We start from the raw sequence: 3,189 nt of genomic DNA on the forward strand, positions 1-3,189 counted from the left end.
GAGGGCGGCGTCCCGACCGGGCGGGGGGACGCAACACCGACACGAAACGGATACGGGCGTAACGTAGGGGCGTGACGTTTGGATTCTCTCCACGACGCGCCGCGTGGCGTCGCGACCCCGCCGGACCGACCGGACGGGGGGTCGTGGCCGTGCTCGTCGCGCTCCTCCTGGTCGGCTGCGGCGGGTCCGGCGGGACCGACGGCGGCGACGCCCCGCCCGACGACGCCACCGTGCGCGTGACGCGCGCCGGCGACGGCGCCGGCACCGTCACGAGCGCCCCGCCCGGCCTCGCCTGCGGCGCGACGTGCAGCGCGGCCTTCGAGGTCGGCGCGACCCTCGTGCTCACCGCGACGCCCGACGCCGGCGCGACGTTCGCCGGCTGGACCGACTGCCCCGCGCCGGACGGCCGCACCTGCACGCTGACCGTGGCCGGCGACGCGACCGTCGGCGCGACGTTCGATGCCCTCCCGGACACCCCACGGCCGCCGGGCGACGCGACCCTCGCCCTCGACCCGGTCGCCTGCGAACGCCCCGTCCCGGTGGGCGGGACGTGCACGGTCGCCGTGCGCCTCCCGAACGACGCGCGCCCCTGGGGCGGCGCAACGTTCACCGTCGACGCCACCGGCGCCGACCGGACCGACGTCCGCCTCGCCGCGGCCGCCGCCGGGTGCCGCGTCGACGCCGGCGCGACCCGGGTCGCGTTCGTCTGCCCCGACGCGCGGCCCGGGGACGGCGCCTGGCTGGAGCTGGACCTGGTCCGCACGAGCGCGGACCCCGCCGGCGCCACCCTCACCGACGCCGCCCTCCTCCCCTTCGACGGCGGCCTCACCCCCGTCTCGGGCAGCGACGTCGATCTGGACGCCGCCCCGTGACCGCCCGCACGCGACGCCGGCCCCCGCGCGCCCGCCGGTTCCGGGCGGCGCTCGCCGCGCTCGTCCTGTGGGGCGCCGCCGGCGCGGACCCCGCGCCGGGCCCCGCCGCCCTCGACGCCGCCGTCGCGGCGGGCGGCACGACCCTGGTGCACGTCACGCTCGACGTTCCGGCCCGCCCCGAGGGGCGCCTGGGGACCGCGACGCTCCGCACGCAACGCACGACGATCCGGACGGCACAGACCGCGCTGCTGGCCGACCTGCCCGCCGGCCAGGCGGTCGTCCACCGCCTCGCGACGACGCCCGGCGTGACGCTGCGCGTCGACGCGGCCGGCCTCGCGGCGTTGCGCGCCGATCCGCGCGTGGCGCGCGTGGCGCCCGACGTGCGCCTCGAGGCGTTCCTCCCCCGCAGCGTCCCGGCGATCCACGCGCCCGACGCCTGGGCGGACCGCAGCGACGGCGCGCCCGGCTTCGACGGGACCGGCACCGCCATCGCGGTCCTCGACGACGGCGCCGACGACGACCACCCCCACTTCGACGGGAAGACCGTCACCGAAGCGTGCTTCTCCGGCGCCGGCGACCCCGCCGCCTCCCTCTGCCCCGACGGCACCACCGAACAGCACGGCGACGGGGCGTCGGTCCCCCAGTCGGGGCACGGCACCCACGTCGCCGGCACCGCCCTGAGCGGGGACGGCACGTACCGCGGCGTCGCCCCCGACGCCGACCTCGTCGACGTCCAGGTGTTCACGAGCTCGAGCGACGGTCTCTTCGCCTCCGGCGCGGACCTGACCGCCGCCCTCGACTACCTCAACGCCAACGCCGCGACCCTGAACCTGGCATCGGTCAACCTGAGCGTCGGGGCTGGCCTGTACGTCGCGGCCTGCGACGACGAACTGCCCAACGCCACGGCCGTGATCGAGAGCCTCGTGAGTCAGGGCGTCGCGGTCGTCGCGGCGTCCGGCAACGACGGCGTGACGAACGCCCTCGCCTGGCCCGCCTGCATCGGGGCGGCGACGTCGGTCGGCGCGACCGGCGACGGCGGCGACGGCGGGCCGCTCGACGAGGTCGCCTGGTTCAGCAACGGCGCGTCGTTCCTCGACCTGCTCGCGCCGGGCGTCCCGATCACCGCCGCCTACCAGGGGGACGTCGCCACCCTCGCGGGGACGTCGATGGCCACCCCCCACGTCGCCGGCGCCTTCGCGGTCCTCCGCGACCGCGACGCCACCGCCAGCGTCGAGGCGCACGCGTCGGCGCTGGCGACCCACGGCGTCCCGGTCCTCGACGACCGATTCGGCGCGAACCGCAGCCACCCGCGCCTGGACCTGGCCTACCTCGCCCCCACGCCGCCCGACGGCCCCGACCTGGCGTTCGACGGCCCCGTCGACGTGACGCCGCTCCCCTCGCTGGCCGGCGACGCGGTGGAGGCCTGCTTCGCGTGGACGAACCGCGGCGACGCGCCGGTGGAGGTCGGCAGCGGCCTCGTCGTGGCGCGCGCCTGGTTCGATGGGCTGGACGACCCGAGCGCGGTCGTCACGTCCGACGCCGACCTGACCCTCACGACCGACCTCGCGCCCGGCGCGGGCGGGTCGCACTGCGTCGTCGTGACGCCGTCGGTCTCCGACGGGTCGCACGTCGTCGACGTCCGGCTCGACCCCGACGACGCCGCCTCGGAAACCGACGAGGCGAACGACGCTCGGACGACCTTCACCGCCGCGCTCCACCCCGCCCAGGACGCCTTCGCCGACGCCGCGACCTTCCCCGCGCGCGCGGCGGGCGTCGAGGGCCGAAGCCGCAACGCGACGGCGGAACCCGGCGAGCCGCCGCACGCCGGCGCGCCCGCCGCCGCGTCGATCTGGTGGACGTGGACGCCTGAGCGCAGCGGGGTCGTGACGTTCGACGCGACCCGGAGCGCCTTCCCCGCCCGGGTCGCGGCGTACCGCGGCGATGCGGTGGACGCCCTGACGCCGGTCGCGTCGGCGAGCGACGCGGACGCCGGGGCCCGCACGACGTTCCTGGCGGGCGCCGGCGCGACGTACCACCTCGCGGTGGACGGCGTGGACGGCGCGACCGGCGACGTCGAGCTTTTGCGCAGCCACGTCGCCCCCACCTGCCCCGCCGACGCCAGCGACCTGCGTCCGCTCGGGGACGTCGACGCCGACGGCGTCGTCACCGCCGCCGACGCGCTGCGGATCCTCCGGATGGCGGACGGCAGCTGGCCCCCGCCGAGCGACGCCCTCGACCTCCGGCACGCCGACCCGAGCGCCGACGGCGTCGTGACCGACGCGGACGTGGACGCCGCCCTCGCGAAGGTCGTCGGTCG

The 3,189-nt window shown here is 78.1% G+C and carries 2 protein-coding genes; both read left to right on the plus strand.

The window, feature by feature from the left end:
- Positions 1–143: 143 nt before the first annotated feature.
- Entirely contained in the window at positions 144–872 is a 729-nt protein-coding gene (locus RI554_11055) for a hypothetical protein (protein MDR9392551.1), read from the plus strand.
- A partial coding sequence (locus tag RI554_11060) for a S8 family serine peptidase (protein ID MDR9392552.1) occupies positions 869–3,189 on the plus strand: 2,321 nt, incomplete at its 3' end. The genes RI554_11055 and RI554_11060, both read left to right, overlap by 4 nt.

The organism is Trueperaceae bacterium (genome assembly GCA_031581195.1).
Taxonomy (GTDB): domain Bacteria; phylum Deinococcota; class Deinococci; order Deinococcales; family Trueperaceae; genus SLSQ01.